Here is a 14,402-nt window from a genome sequence, read left to right as displayed (position 1 = left end):
ATTTATACATGAGCGGTTAATTGATTTATCCGCTCTTTTTTTGGTATAATGTCAATAGTATTGTAAATATTTGGAGGTATATATATGAGCGAATATTTTGAAAGAAAAGATTTAGAAGAGTTTGGTAGAGGTGCTTTAGGCGAATTAAATAAGGAGCTATGGGATAATTTCATGGCTTATTACGGAAGCGTTTACCAAGATGGCAAGCTTAGCGGCAGAGAAAAATCACTTATCGCACTAGCCGTTGCACACGCAATTCACTGCCCATACTGCATCGAAGCGTACACAACAGCTTGTTTAGATCAAGGCTACACAAAAGAAGAGATGATGGAAGCAGTTCACGTAGCTAGCTCAATCACAGGCGGCGCAGTCCTTGCTTATTCAACACAAATGAAGAAGCTTGCCGACGATATGGAGATGTAATTGTCTTATCTAAAGAGTCTACAAGAGGCAGCTCAGCCCTTTGCTAAGACCGTTGGGCGCGATATACTTACGAAAAATCCCAAAACACTTCAGTTAAATATAACTAGGAAGTGTAATTTGGCATGCAAACATTGTCACGTGGCTTGCTCACCTGCAAGAAGCGAGGATATGGATATGCGCACAGCCGAAAGAGCTATGCAAATATTGAAAGAATGGGACTTCACTACGCTTGATATAACAGGCGGAGCACCCGAGATGAGCTCTGTCTATAGGTATCTTATAGATACAGCCACGTCCATGGATAAGAAAATCATGACCAGATCTAACCTTACAATTTTTAATGAAGATGAATATAGAGATCTGCCAGAGTTTTTAAAAGAAAGAAAAGTCGAGATCGTAGCTTCACTGCCATTCTACGAAGAAGTAAGAACGGATAAAGTTAGAGGCATAGGCGTTTTTCATGACTCAATCGAAGTACTTCAAAGGCTCTGCGCGCTTGGCTACGGACGAGACGAGAAGCTTCAGCTGAACCTTGTCTACAACCCGAGCGGTGCCATGATACCATCGAGTCAAGAAGAGCTCGAGGCCATATATAGGACCAAGCTTAAGGACGAGTACGACATAGACTTTAACAATCTATTCAGCATGACCAATTCACCCATAGGCCGCTTCGGCGAGTGGCTCGATAGATCAGGCAATATGGATCGCTACCTTACAAGGCTTTGCGATGCCTTCAATCCAGCGACCGTCGATGAACTTATGTGCCTTGACACATTATCCGTCGACTACGACGGCAGCCTTCACGACTGCGACTTCAATCTCGCACTCGGCATGAAGATTGCTGGTCCACACAAGACCATCTTCGATATAGAAAAAGACGATTTAATCGGACGAAAAATTAGAACTATGAACCATTGCTACACATGTACAGCCGGCAGCGGCTCCTCATGAGGCGGAGCATTGGAGTAGTTACTCACATAGAGCTTCCTGTCACTAGACGGGAAGTATTTTTTTGCCATTCAAACTATAATAATATTTATGCCAATAGCAAAATTTATATTGCTTTTTATAAAAATATATTGTATAATAAATTTAGTTAGCAATGACTAACTAATAAAGGAGGTTTTATAGATGAAAGCAAGCGTAATATACTGGTCAGGCACAGGAAACACAGAGGCCATGGCGAATGAAATCGCTTCAAAGCTAAAGGAGCTTGGCGCAGATACTAAGCTTATATCAGTAGAAAATGCAAGCACAGATGATGCCAAAGAAGCAGACGTTCTAGCACTTGGCTGCCCAGCCATGGGAGCAGAAGAGCTTGAAGAAGACTACTTCAGACCATACTTCGACAGCATCAAAGAGATAATCAAAGACAAGAAACTTGCCATCTTCGGTTCATACGAGTGGAACAGCGGAGAGTGGATGGACCTTTGGAAAAACGAATGTGCTGACAGCGGCATAGAAGTCGTAGACGCACTTATCGCATACGATCATCCAGATGCAGAAGCACTAGAAAAGTGCAGAGAGCTAGCAGAAAAACTAATGAAGTAATTTATCAAGGAGCGTTGAGCCCCCTTGGCGCCCCTTGTACATATATAAAAAAACTGCCCATCAAGGCAGTTTCTTGTATTTATGCTCTTAAAACCATTATCCAAGTAATATATCCAGTATCATCATAATTACAAAACCAAAGATGATACCGTAAGTCGCTTCACGCTCGTAACCCTTCGAGTGCGTTTCGGGAATGATCTCGTCACAGATAACAAAAAGCATCGCACCCGCAGCCGTAGCAAGCACCACAGGAAGTGCAGGCTTAAATACATTGACAAGACTGTAACCAAGGAGAGCACCAACCGGCTCAACTAAACCAGTCAGAGCAGCCACCATAAAAGCGTACTTCGTAGTGTAATTCTCACGCACAAGACTCAAGGCAACAGCTAGACCCTCAGGCATATTTTGAATACCGATACCAAGAGCAAGCGCAAGACCGTCGTTAATATTTTCAGTACCAAAACCAACACCAGTCGCCATACCCTCAGGAAAATTGTGAATGGTGATCGCGATGATAAATAGCCAGATTTGACTTAAAGAAGACGATGCGCCCTCACGCCTCTTGTCAATAAGGTGCTCGTGCGGCGAGAACTTGTCAATCATGTCAATGACAAAGGCGCCAAAGATGATACCCAAAGAAGCGATCATAACCGCCTTGAAGTCACCACCGCCATATTCAATCGATGGCATAACCAAAGAGAAACAAGTCGCCGACAGCATGATACCAGCAGCAAAGCCAAGCATAACATCAAGAAGCTTTTGCGAAACATTCTTCGTGAAAAAGACAGGCACCGCGCCCAAAGCAGTCATTAGTCCCGGAAAGACAAGACCAAAGGCAACAATTGCCTCCCTAGTAAAATATTTATCCATAATAAATCTCCTTTTTAATAATACTAAAAAGATTATATTATAAGGTGAAATAAAAGTCAAGAAAAAGGGTAAAATACATAAAGGAGTTGATAAAATGTTCTATATAGATACACTTAAGAAAGAGCATGAATATATAATTAAGCTCACAGACCACATACTAGAAGTCTCTAAAGATATAATGTATGGCCATGTCAATGGAAGTGCCATAAGGACCATAACAGACGTGATTAAAAATTACGCCGACGGCTACCACCACAAAAAAGAAGAAGACCTAGTCTTTAGAGCCATGTTAGACCACCTTGGCGAGCTCGCAGAAAAACTTGTGACAAATGGCATGTTAGTTGAGCACGACCTAGCTCGCTACGAACGAATGATGATAGAAGAAAGCCTTAAACACTATGAAGAAAATCAAACAGATGAGGCGCGCCTTGAACTGATAGGCCACCTAATGAGCTATCGCTCACTGTTAATCCGCCACGCAGATAAGGAGAATAAAGTCGTCTATCCATTCGCCATGAAAAACCTTCCCGAAGAGATTCAAAAGAAATTAGACGAAGAGACAAAAGCCTTTGAAGAAGAAAATAAAGAGCAAAGAGACAGATACCTAGATATTATAAATAAATTTTAATTATGACAAAATTGTAAGAATTTTAATACATTAAATCAAAAACGCTACTTAATGAGTACATAGCTCTAAAGTAGCGCTTTCTTTTTGATGATATCACCATAAAGCGACTTGCACTAAATGATGATAAGTGATATAATATTCATATTATAATAGAGATATTATAATAAAATTCAAAAAAGAAAGGAGGGGAGAAAAATGGACAGAAAAATAAGAGTAATAATACTCACAATGGTTCTAACTGTTCTTATGTTTGGAGGCACACGTTTGATGGCACAAAATCTAAATGATGCAGTGGACCCTCAAACAACTCCCAATATAGAAAAAGTAGAATCAAAAGACAAAGGTGAAGAAGGGGCATCTTTAGTTGGTAACAATAAGGACACTAAAATAGATAGTGAAAAGGCTAATGATGAAGAGACAGGTGAAACTGAAACTACAGAGGCAGAGGCTAATAAAAATACAAGTACTGAAGTAAGTGAGCCTAAAGCAAGTGAAGATGCACCTAAGGCAAAGCAAGAGGAAAAGACTAAAGCTAATGCAGATGCTAAAGAAGCTGAAAAAGCTGACAATCCAGCTGAGGCACCAGAAAAACCAGCAGAACCTGGTACAGAAGATGGTGCAAAATTACAAGCAGCACCAGCGAAAGCACCAGAAGCACAAGGCGCACCAGCAGGTGAACCAGCACCAGCACAACCAACAGAGCCAACACCATCAGGCGGAGACAAAAAGCAAGTCGATCCAAACGCAGATGAAGAGCTAACAAAGCTGAAAGAGCAAATCAAAGCTGCAAATGATGCAAACGACGAGAAAAAAGCGGAAGAACTTCAAAAAGAATACAATGAAAAGTATTTAAAGAAAGTTGAAGCTGAAGGAAAAGATAAGTATGCTGATGATACAGCTAAGCGTTTGAAGGACAAGGATCAAATTGCCTTGTACAACCAAATCAAGGAAAAGAAAAAAGAACTTGATGCAAAAAAAGAAGAGGGTAAGTTAAGTCAAAAAGATGTTGACGATTTCAATGAACTTTTGGGAGGATTTACACCACCTAGAGCTCTTACTGAAAAAGAGTCAGAGGCAGCTAAAAAGGTTGGCCAAGAGCCTTATTATCCAGGACTATCTGGAGATAGTGAAACTAAGTATAAAGCTTATCTAGATGCTAAAAAAGCCTTAGAAGCTGATCCAGATAACAAAGATCTAGCAGATGCATTAAAAGCAGCAGAAAAGAATTTAGGTCCAGGTGAAACAGCCTGGAAAAACTACCAAGAAGCAAAAGAAGCCTTGGAAAAAGCTCTAAATTCAGATGAACCAAAAAGTGACAAAGAAATTAGCGATTTATTAAATGCCTTTAATAGCACAATTGGACCACTTAAGGAAGCGATTAAAAAAGATAAGCTTGATTTAAGTTACGCAAAGAAAGATGGCGAACCTGAGATTTGGATATTCCCTATAGGTGATGACGGCAGAGTCGACCCAAGATTCGGATATGGCGACAAAGATAAAGGTAAAGATGATTGGCAAAATAGAGAAACCTATTATATTCCAGATGATGCTGAAGTAAAACTAATTGTCCAAGTCAATAGAAATGATGAGGATAAGGATAAAGACTTTAAATTTACTATAAGACCAGAAAATATTGGTGATTTTGACCCAGATGTTAAATTAGAAGCTACAAGAGAAATAGCATATATCAATGGGAAGCCAATAGAATTACAACCAAATTCAGATGGATCTTATACATTTACAGTTAAGGCTGGCGAAGACAACTTTGGTATTGCTCAATTAACTTTAAAGACAAGTAAATTTAGTGCACCATTCCACAATGGATTTGAATTGACAATGGAAAATTATGTTGATGGTCAAAAGGTAGAAAAGACAGCTAAGACTAAAAAGTTCTTAATCACCAAAAAAGGTTATGAAGATAAGGCTGATCTCAACGGACCAGGACTTAAGAAACCGAAAGATGAAGAACCAACTAATAAAGATGAAGTTCCAGAAATCGATGCAGGTACAACCGAAAATGGCATTGTAGTAGAAAACACTAAAGTCTTGCAAGATTTTTTTGCAGAGCTAGAAAAAGCTCATGGCTATATTGACAAGGAAATCCTAGTCAACTCTGCAAATGGAAAGTCTCTACCACTATCATCAGTTGAAATCACAATAAAAGTTCCAGAATACAACGGAAACTTTGCAGAATTTATCCACAATTCAGAACTTAAATACGAAAAGCTAGAAGGTGGTAAATATAGGTTAAAGCTAGATGTCAAAGCAATCGGTGGCAATTTTGAAAAGGCTGAAGGTGCTCAAAAATTTGAACTAAAGAACGTTATCCTTGTAGATAAAGATGGCAACAAGGTCTATGTTGACCAAGATGGAAAACTTCTTAGAGCAGATCCATCAGATGAGACTTCAGATCCTGTTCAAGTTGAAGAAAGAGAAGTTCTGACAGGCACAATAAATTCTTCCAAATATAAAATTGTTGGAGACGAATTAACTGTTGGTACCGACAAAGCTAATAAAGTTGAAGGTGAAAAAAACACTTGGAAACTTGATGGCAGAACTTACAAACTTGAAGGGGATAAATTAATTTCATACACAGATATTAAAGATGTATATGAAGGCAATGTCTCAAACGATATAGATGGCAGTGGAAATAAAACCGCAAACAAGGAAGTAACACCAACTTTTAAAGGAACTCAAATAGTTGTTGAGAAAGATGGTACAAAATCCTACGGTGGAACTATTATTAAAGATGGTATCTTTAAAGTAATTAAAGATAGTCAAGGAAAACCAATAGACAGAAAGTATATATCTACTAAGCCTACCGAATGGGGAGAAAAAGTCCCACAAGGTTATGAAAAGATAGGCGACTATGTCTTAATTGACAAATTTGGCCTCTTGATGGATATATCTGTTAATTTCAATAAAAAAGATGGAAAGTATACCTTTACAAAAGGTGAAGATATTAGAAAAACTGGCGAAACTACTGCAGATGGTTTAAATATCTCTATTAGCAATGAAGATCAACTTTTTGTAGATAACAAAAACATCATCAAAGATAAAGAAAATAGAGAAGCTATCATAGGAAAATACTATTATGATGGCAGCTATCCTGACGGCAAGTTTTTACTAGCCGATAAAGGTGTTTTCGGAGATAAAATTTATCTAGGCTATAGTGACTCAACTGCAGAAAGAGAGACTGAATACTATAACACTAAGACGAACGCTGCTATAACTACAGCACCTAAGCTGGACATACTTTATGGTAGCAATAATCCTGATGATTATTTCACTATTGAAAATAAAATTTATTATAGGGAAAATGTTGGAACTGACGAAGAACCAGAGTATAGATATATATATGCAGAAGTTAAAGACAGTGCAGATATTATATCTAAAGACGTGATCTATAAAATAGTTCAAACAATAGGCAAGGATGAAATAATCACAAAGGAAACTAATATCTTTGATGCAGTTAGAAATGCTAAATTCCGATTAAGATTCCCAAGATTCTTGGCAAGCAAAGATATGCAATACAATATCCAAACGGATGTAAAAGCTTCCTACTTTGATCCATTGGAGAAAAAAGAAAAGTCTATCTTTGAAAGTGATAGTGAAGAAGCTAAGAAGTATCGCAAAACAGAAGGAGAAGAAGTATCATACTCTTTCAAGAAATACTTCACTATAAGGCCTAATGAAAAAGGACTTGGATTCTTCTTTAAAAATCATCCTGAAGAATTTGATCAATTACCTGATTACAACCTATTTAACATCATTTACCGTGATTCTAGTGATAGGCAAAGAGATGACTTTATCAAAGCTTTAGTTGAACTAAGAGAAAAGTACGATCCTGAAACTGAAGAAAAGGATAAGGAAAAAGCTAAAAAGATTAAAGAACAAATCGAATTCTTAGAAAAACTAGAAAAAAGTTTAGGTAAAATCTACGGTAAAGATGGTCTTAAGTTTGCTAAAAATGATGATGGCAAATTAGTTGTTGTAGACTCAAAGGATAAAAATAAGGAATTTGAAGTTAAGCGTTCCTTATTATGGGAAGTTGGTTTTAACAATGAAAAAGGAATTCTATTCCCAATTGATGCTGACACACAAATTACCATTGATGATTACAATATGGATAATCGTCTAGTATATGATGAAATCATTATCAACAACACTAGGGAAAAATGGGAAGACACTAAAACTGCTAAAGAAAAAGCAGGTCAAAAGTTCGAAGGAACAGGAGAATATTTCTTCTTAGACCAAATCGACAACATTATCCTAGGAGTTAATCCAAATGCTGCAAACAAAAAAGATTTTGAACTAGCTGGTGAAAAATTTATTATTAGCGGAGACGAATTACGCAATGCTGTTAATAATGGTGATAATGAAATTGTTAAAGATGGTATTAAATACCAAATCATTATTGATAAGGATAAAGCCCAAATAAGGATCAAGGTTTTAAATGCCTTCTACAACAAAGACTTTAGAACAGATGGCTATAAATCACCAGTTCAAAAAGGCTATGAAGAATCGCTAGAAGCTTTGGCTAAAGAAGCAGAAAACTTTAAGTTTGAGGGTGATGACACTAATGCTTTGAAAAACCAATTCGAAACATTAGTTGGTAAAGTTTATCCAGAAAAAACTTACTGCTACAACACCTTGACTCAAAAATTCTACGAGCTACTGAATGCAAAAACAGGCAATGCTAGGACAGAATTTTTGAACAAAGTATTGGATGACATCAAAAAATCTAATGATACAGCTAAGTTAAAATATCTCGACTCAAAAGATGATTACAAGTACGATGATATGAGATACAACGCTATTAGGGTCTTACTAAAACCTAATATACAAATAGGTGGACCTCTAGATGTATCAAAGATTAAGAAGATTGGTATTAGCTCAGTATTAGTTCCTGAAGTAGATATTCCTTATACAGATGAATTTGGCAGACCTCTTACCAATAAGGCTGTGGCAGATAATGATCCTAAAGTTCTTATAAAAGTTAAGGATAAAGATGGAAATCTTGTGGCTGAGGATACAATTAAAGACGAGGTATTAAGAAAAGCCGGAGATGATTTTGAATTCTTCTACACCAAAGACGATATTCCTTACTATATCTACTCAGCAAAATTAGGAAAAGACTTAGATTTCACTGATTTAGCAATTAAAGGAGAAGATGATAAGTATAAGGCTTTATTAGATAAGAATGGCAACCAAATTAACAAATATTATGTTAAGTCTAGCAAAAGCGAAGATCCAGGACCACGTGTTGACTTAAAATCTATAAAAGATGAGAAAGTTAAGGCTATCGTTGCAGAAATTATTAATTCTCCAATAGACCTTTACTCATACTATATCCATGAACAAGGACCAGCTAGAGGCTTTTATGAAAATAAAGCTAGCTATAAACTAGGCAAATTTGGTCAAGGCCCAAGAATTTTCGGCAACGAAGATGATTGGAAGTATAAGATTTGTGGTGAAGTTGGAATCGGTTCATGCTTGGTAAAAGAAGGCGGAAGTTCTGGTGAAACTGTAAAGCCTACAAAGGATTTAATTGGAACAGATGGAGATGCTGAGAACAAGATAACACTTGATTACACACCATCTAATCCAGGTCCAGACGAAGAAAATCCTAAGTTTGATAAAACTAATCCAAATCCTGATAAAAAGGATATTAATATCAACGAATCAAAGGATATGAATGTTGACTTTAAAATTGATACAAGAGTCGATAAACTTAAAAAAGAGGAACAAGAAGCTAAAAACATTTTGATTGAAGACAAGAAAGAAAAAGAAAAAGCAGATAAGAAATTAGAAGAAGATGTTAGAAAAGGATACTATGACGAAGATGGTTACTTTGTTTACAAGAATTCTTTTATAATTGACGTCTTACCAGATATCTTCCAAATCACTAAGGATACAAAGATAAACTTAACATTCAACAAAGACGCTTTAACGGCAAATGGTGCAAATAAAGATTTTGCAGATGATGAAAAGCTTGAAGCTTTCAGAAAAAAAGCAAAATATATCTATGTCGAAGATGTTTATGATTATCTATCAAAAATCACTGATGAAGATCAAAGAAAAGCTTTTGAAGAAGCTATTGAAGAAAAAGGTATCAAAAAAGGCCAAAGGGCAATCATTGTTAAATTGCCAAAGTTTCAAGCTCCACACGGATCAGCGGATCCCCAATTTACAGTAGAAATTAAAAATCTATTAGTAGATAAGAAAAAATACAAAGAAGCCGAAACTAAAAACAACAAAGGCCAAATTTATACAAACCACGGTTTGTTTAGTGGCGAAGGTACTATACTTTATGATAATGAAAATACTACAGTAACAGATGGTCATAAGGGAAGTGTAAACAAGTATCTAAGAGTAGTCAATGAAAAAGGCGAGCCTGTTAGTGATGAAGAGCTAGGCAATTGGTTTAAGGGCAATGTTGAGCTAAAATTTGGTGACAAGTTTGATTACAAAATCAAAGTAAGAAAAACCAATAATTTGGTTGACACTGGCTTTGGTAACTCTACCAACTTAACAGAATGGAAAATGACAGATAAATTACCAGGCAATGTTAACGGTTTAAGACCAATTCTAAGAGACTTTGTAAAAGTTCCAGATAATCTAAAAGTTCTTTACAAAATCAATGGTAATGAATATACAGAAGATGATATTAAAGCTGGTAAAGCAAAACTATCTGATGTTACTGAAATAACTTTCACACTTAAAGAAGGTAGAACTTTTAAAGTTGACGAAGATGTATCATTTGAAATTCCAATGGAAATTTTAGATATGGATGCTAAGATTGAAGGTGGAAAGATCAAATACATCGGAACTGATGGTAAAGAAGTTGTAGAAGATGCTGATAAGTTCTTTAAACTTGGTGATTTTAAAGAAAAAGATAAGGATCTATACGGGGAAAACTCCGTTGAAGATTCCAACGAAGTTAGAGTTTATTTGGAAAAACAAAAGTTCGTTAAAATCTTTAAAGAATTCTTTGACAGTGAAGGCAAGAGAATAACTGAAGGTTTACCTGATGAGCTTGAATTTATCATTACAGATGAAAATGGTAAGTCAGAAACAATTATTCTTAAAAAAGAAAATAACTTTGAAGGAAAATCTGGATATCTGCCATGGTTCAAGAAGACCGTAACATTTGATGAAGACGGTAACGCTAAAGTTAAGAAAGAAGAAATCAAGTACAACTATACTCTTAAAGAAAAAGATAGCAAGGGATATATTCTTGAAGTCGAAAATATTGAAGAAGACGAATATAAGATTGCTATAGCTTTTAAAGCCAAGAACACTGAACCAGAAAAACCTGAATATCCTAATGAAGAACCTAAGGAAGTTAAAGTAACTATCAGAGTTAACAAGGTTTGGAAAGTTCTTAATGGTGGTTCAACACCAAGCATTAAGGTTCAATTATATGCTAACGGAGAGCCTACTGATAAGTTCTTAACTTTAGGCAATGGCAACTGGAGTGCTGAATTTAAAGATCTTCCAGCTAAGGATAAAGATGGTAAGGACATTGTCTACACTGTAGTTGAAGTTGGCGAAACTAACTACCTTACTGAGATTGGCGAAAGAAAATTCGAAGTAAGCTACGACATAGGCGAAGATGGCAGCATCACTATTACCAACACAGAAAAACCTAAGGAAGAACCAAAGCACCCAGACGACGAACGTGATCATGGCGACAAAAACAAAGACAAACCTCATGATGACGAAGAAGAAAGAGAACACAATCAAGGTAAGAACAAATTACCTAAGACTGGCGTAGCTGAAGACTTAGCTAGCATCTACTTTGCCTTCGTATTATTACTCGGCTTAGTATTTATCAAAAAGAGATATCTTGTAAAATAAGGAGTTAGTATGAAGAGATCAAAGATATTAATCAATATACTCATTGTTATAACAAGTTTATTTTTAATATATAAGGTCTACTCATACATTGACGTAAAAAGACAAGAGAAAGAGTCTGTGGACATCTATAAGAAGATTGAAGATATAGGTCTTAAGAGGACTAAGGACGCGGACGAGGACCATGGTGATGCCTATAACGGTGCTGATGAAAATGATGATGACGCAAAGAAGGTCGACTTCGATGCGCTTGAATCCATTAGCAAGGACATCGTCTCATGGATCGAGTCGGATGAGGGAAGTATTGACTACCCTGTCGTAAAGGGCAAGAACAATACTTACTACCTTTATCACGCGGTCACTGGCCAAAGGAATTTGGTCGGATCCATCTTCATGGACTGCAGAAATGAATCGATGGCGGACCCGATGATCATGATCTACGGACACGTGGTCAAGAACGGTACGATGTTCGCTTCGCTTCATGAGTTTAAGAAGAATCCCACTGAGACTGGCTTTACTATATACACAAGGGAGCAAGATTTTAGAACCACTTGCGTCCTTGCGGCCAGGGTCTCGGGCGAGACGTATATCAATCCAAAGGATTACAAGACTTTTGAAAAAAGAAAAGAACTCTACAGCTTTCTTAAGAAGCACGCCGTGTACGACACGGGCTACGAGCTTAAGGAAGATGACCAGATCATCAATCTAGTCACATGCACTTATGAGGCCAAGAATCAAAGGCTCATAGTGATGACGGTTGTAGATAGATAAGAGATGCCTCTATGTAGTGATACATAGGGGTTTTTCTTTTGCCTTGCTTATGGTAATGGCGCTCGCTGCACCACTCGCGTCTTGATTATTTACTTAGTCTTAACGCGCGTAAAACATTTTTTTAATAATGATAGTTTAGTATTATATATAAAGGATAAAAGATATTTTTCATGGGTGACTATAGATACATATAAATGATACATTGATAAAATTTTAATAAAACGGCTTTTACTATAATATTTACTTATACATTCGTATTCCGCACATTTTCACTTTACAAAAATAAAGTTCTGTGGTATAATATATATAAATCAAAGGAGAACGATTTAAATCAGTAAAGGACTATAGAAATATTACGCAAAATATAGATATGGGGTGATGATATGCTACTGATTGAAACTTTATTTATTGTACAAATTTTCATATTCGTATTCTTTCCAAGTATTGTTGAACAAGATAAACTAGTGGAAGGAATCAACAACTGCGAAAGCGAAATTAAGTTCGAGAAAGTACTTATCAAGAACGACTCCGAATGGGACGCAGCTTTACAAGAAGTTTATGACATCATTAGAACAAGAAGCGATTGTAAATTTGAGGCCACGGACTTCCAGAAGATTTCGTCTAGCTACAGTAAGTCGAGGCAGACGCTGACCATTAAGCCTAAGTTTAAGCAAGATATTGGCACATTAAATGCTAAGAAAGCTAAAACTGATGGCTATGCAAAGGAATTAAAAAATGTGGTTGAATCTTGGCCTAAGAATCTCAGCGACATACAAAAAATAGAAAAGATTAACGACTACATAATTGGTAAGTCTGACTACTACTACGAAGTGCTTAACAGCGCTCAAGGTGACAACATGACTACAAAGAATGGTTTTTATTACTATTCTTGGCAAGCCATCATGGACGAAGGCAAAGGTGTATGCGAAGCGTACGCTGGCTTATTCAACCGTATGTGTGAGCTATGCGGCATTGAATCAGAAACTGTTACCAATGCTGATCACGCTTGGAACAGAGCAAAGGTCAATGGCGAGTGGAAATACTTCGATGTAACTTGGAATGACACTACTAAAAAACCTAGGAAGTACTTTAACTTAACTCAAGCACAAATGGCGGCTGACGGCGAACATTAATTAATATGAGATATTACGAGGTCTGCATCATATGATGCGGACCTTTTTATGCGATTGACAAAGAAGCGCCTTTGATATAAAATGTAAGTAGAAAATGATAAAAGGAGTGATATACATGGCAGAATATAAAGAAACGCTTAAGAAGGTACTTGATGAATTTCAAGCTGAGGCGAATTTAAAGGAAGGCGAGATACTTGTCGTAGGCTGCTCAACAAGCGAGGTTGTTGGCGGACGCATAGGCAAAGCATCGTCAATGGATGTCGCTAAAGACTTTATCGATGTCTTTATGGATTTTGCGGAAGAACACAAAATCTTCCTTGCATTTCAATGCTGCGAGCACTTAAACAGGGCAATAGTCACTACAAGAGAGTGCATGGAGAAATACTTCCTTGAAGAGGTAAGTGTGGTGCCTAAGATGCACGCGGGCGGATCTATGGCGACTATCGCATACAAAAAATTAGCTGATCCAGTCGTTGTTGAATGGATTCAGGCGCATGGTGGCCTTGACATCGGCGATACATTTATCGGCATGCATATAAAGCCAGTTGCAGTACCTGTAAGAGTGAGCGTTAAGGAGATAGGTGAAGCGCATCTAACGCTTGTTAGAAGAAGACCTAAGCTAATAGGCGGCGAAAGAGCACAATATAAGTAGATTGATGAGGAGTGATGAGCTCCTCTTTTTTATTGGGCGTGGCTATATAAGTGCCGCGCGCTATATATCTGCCGCGCGATATACAAGTGCCGCGCGTTATATGAGTGCCGCGCGCTATACATCCGCCGCGCTTTTCTTTAGCAGAATAACTTAAGATGGCAAGGCCATTAGCAAAAGCAAATTTACTTGTCGTGGCAAGGCTATTAGCAAAAGCAAAAAACTATTCATGGCAAGACCATTAGCAAAAGCAAATTTACTTATCATGGCAAGGCCATTAGCATAAGTAAAAAAACTATTCGTGGCAAGGCTATAAGCATAGTGAAAAAAAGAAAATTTATTTACAAAAATTTTCTTGCGATTTTAAATATTTTCATATTTAAAATCTATATCATAGCAATGCTATAAGCATAGTGAAAAAAAGAAAATATTCTTGCGTATGTTATGTGGTATAACATATGTTACAAAAACAAATAAAAAAAGAGAGGTATTCTGATATAATAGGTTTGACAACAAA

At 36.9% G+C, this 14,402-nt stretch carries 9 protein-coding genes; 8 read left to right on the top strand and 1 reads right to left on the bottom strand.

Annotation, left to right across the window (positions count from 1 at the left end):
- Nucleotides 1–84 precede the first annotated feature (84 nt).
- The 3 genes from AC1EJ0_RS03520 to AC1EJ0_RS03510 all read left to right on the top strand — a co-directional run bounded on the left by AC1EJ0_RS03520 (nucleotide 85) and on the right by AC1EJ0_RS03510 (nucleotide 1,974).
- A complete protein-coding gene (locus AC1EJ0_RS03520; RefSeq protein WP_320604918.1) occupies nucleotides 85–423 on the top strand; it encodes an arsenosugar biosynthesis-associated peroxidase-like protein in 339 nt (112 codons plus the stop codon).
- Complete coding sequence (arsS, locus tag AC1EJ0_RS03515) at nucleotides 424–1,374, top strand: arsenosugar biosynthesis radical SAM (seleno)protein ArsS (protein ID WP_480023392.1); 951 nt, start codon at nucleotides 424–426, stop codon at nucleotides 1,372–1,374.
- 180 nt (nucleotides 1,375–1,554) lie between these two features.
- Nucleotides 1,555–1,974 carry a flavodoxin gene (locus tag AC1EJ0_RS03510; RefSeq protein ID WP_480023393.1) on the top strand — a complete coding sequence of 140 codons (420 nt, stop codon included), beginning with the start codon at nucleotides 1,555–1,557 and terminating at the stop codon, nucleotides 1,972–1,974.
- A gap of 96 nt (nucleotides 1,975–2,070) precedes the next feature.
- On the opposite strand, the gene AC1EJ0_RS03505 is transcribed toward AC1EJ0_RS03510, so the two are convergent.
- Entirely contained in the window at nucleotides 2,071–2,844 is a 774-nt protein-coding gene (locus tag AC1EJ0_RS03505) for a ZIP family metal transporter (RefSeq protein ID WP_480023394.1), read from the bottom strand.
- 94 nt (nucleotides 2,845–2,938) lie between these two features.
- Between AC1EJ0_RS03505 and AC1EJ0_RS03500 the strand changes: the two genes are divergently transcribed.
- The 5 genes from AC1EJ0_RS03500 (at nucleotide 2,939) to AC1EJ0_RS03480 (ending at nucleotide 13,888) form a co-directional block, all read left to right on the top strand.
- Nucleotides 2,939–3,472, top strand: coding sequence for a hemerythrin domain-containing protein (locus AC1EJ0_RS03500; RefSeq protein WP_480023395.1), 534 nt, complete (start codon nucleotides 2,939–2,941; stop codon nucleotides 3,470–3,472).
- A gap of 195 nt (nucleotides 3,473–3,667) precedes the next feature.
- Nucleotides 3,668–11,335, top strand: a complete 7,668-nt coding sequence (locus AC1EJ0_RS03495; RefSeq protein WP_480023396.1) for a Cna B-type domain-containing protein — start codon at nucleotides 3,668–3,670, stop codon at nucleotides 11,333–11,335.
- Between the two features lie 9 nt (nucleotides 11,336–11,344).
- Nucleotides 11,345–12,103, top strand: a complete 759-nt coding sequence (locus AC1EJ0_RS03490) for a sortase domain-containing protein (RefSeq protein WP_480023397.1) — start codon at nucleotides 11,345–11,347, stop codon at nucleotides 12,101–12,103.
- Nucleotides 12,104–12,486: 383 nt separating this feature from the next.
- Complete coding sequence (locus AC1EJ0_RS03485) at nucleotides 12,487–13,236, top strand: transglutaminase domain-containing protein (protein WP_480023398.1); 750 nt, start codon at nucleotides 12,487–12,489, stop codon at nucleotides 13,234–13,236.
- A 115-nt stretch (nucleotides 13,237–13,351) separates the two neighbouring features.
- Entirely contained in the window at nucleotides 13,352–13,888 is a 537-nt protein-coding gene (locus tag AC1EJ0_RS03480; RefSeq protein WP_480023399.1) for a TIGR01440 family protein, read from the top strand.
- Nucleotides 13,889–14,402: the final 514 nt, after the last annotated feature.

It is taken from the genome of Fenollaria sp. C0166D3 (assembly GCF_056590255.1).
This window is presented reverse-complemented; position numbering and strand designations above follow the sequence as displayed.